The 1,150-nt window shown below is 64.6% G+C and carries 3 protein-coding genes; all 3 read left to right on the top strand.

Features of this window, described 5'->3' with window-relative positions; genetic code table 11:
* The coding region (locus tag K9U40_RS23035) for an ArdC family protein (RefSeq protein ID WP_282892407.1) at positions 1-548 on the top strand (548 nt) is incomplete at its 5' end.
* A gap of 120 nt (positions 549-668) precedes the next feature.
* Positions 669-974 (top strand): type II toxin-antitoxin system RelB/DinJ family antitoxin, encoded by a 306-nt coding sequence (locus K9U40_RS23030; RefSeq protein WP_282639832.1) that lies wholly within the window; start codon positions 669-671, stop codon positions 972-974.
* Positions 974-1,150 (top strand): type II toxin-antitoxin system RelE/ParE family toxin (locus K9U40_RS23025; protein WP_282892408.1); only part of this gene is annotated, 177 nt, incomplete at its 3' end. The genes K9U40_RS23030 and K9U40_RS23025, both read left to right, overlap by 1 nt.

The raw sequence follows: 1,150 nt of genomic DNA, 5'->3' as shown, positions 1-1,150 counted from the left end.
GCGTCTTCAACGTCGACCAGATCGAGGGTCTGCCGGCAAATTTCTATCTCCCGCCGCCGCCCGTTCTCGATCCGATGGCGCGGATCGAGCATGCCGATTGGTTCTTTGCGCATACCGGCGCCGTGATCCGCCACGGTGGCTCGGCGGCATTCTATTCGCCGTCGACCGACCACATCCAGATGCCGCCGTTCGAGACGTTTCGCGACGCGGCTTCGTACGTGGCGGTCCTCAGCCATGAATCGGTGCACTGGACGGCTGACCCGCGCCGCGTCGGCCGCGATCTCAGCCGCTACGCGAAGGATCGCAGCGAGAGGGCGCGCGAAGAGCTGGTGGCCGAAATCGGCTCGGCGTTTCTCTGTGCCGATCTCGGCATCGTTCCGGAGCTGGAGCCCAGGCCCGACCACGCCACCTATCTCGGAAGCTGGCTGACGGTCCTTGCCAACGACAAGCGGGCGATCTTCTCGGCCGCCGCCCATGCGCAGCGTGCCGTCACCTTTCTGCATGGCCTGCAGCTACAGGCCGAGACGGTGCAGGAGGCAGCGGCATAGTGCTCACTGGCTGGCGAGGAGTTCGGCGAGTGCTCCTCGGGGAGCGTATGATATTCGACGTCGCGCTGGTCATCGTCATGCAAATGCATTACACTACGGGTGTCAGACAGGGAGATCAACATGACTGCCAATGCACTGGTCCAGACCCGCATCGATGCCGATGTCAGGGACCGGGCGTCTGCAGTGCTCGAGAGCATGGGCCTGACCGTCTCAGACGCAGTTCGCATCCTGCTGACCCGAACGGCCAATGAAGGTACCCTTCCGCTTGAGCTGGTCACCAACAGCGAAGCGCATGATGCATGGTTCCGGGCCAAGGTCCTGCAGGCGATCGAGGATACCCGGCCCGATGTTCCGGATGAAGAAGCGGAGGCGCATTTCGCGGCCCGACGCGCCACGGCCCGGCGTAAGGCCGGGTCCGCAGGCTGATGAGGCTCGTCTGGTCCGCCGTTGCCCTCACCGATCGCGACGGCATCTTCACCCATATCGAAGCTGATAGTCCGAAGGCCGCCATCGCCGTCGACGAGCGGATTTCGGCCGCGGCCCATCGCCTCTTGGAGTTTCCTGAAAGCGGGAGGCCCGGCCGTGTCCCGGGAACGCGGGAG

The organism is Xanthobacter autotrophicus, assembly GCF_030015065.1.
In the GTDB taxonomy this organism is placed as follows: Bacteria; Pseudomonadota; Alphaproteobacteria; order Rhizobiales; family Xanthobacteraceae; genus Xanthobacter; species Xanthobacter autotrophicus_D.
This window is presented reverse-complemented; position numbering and strand designations above follow the sequence as displayed.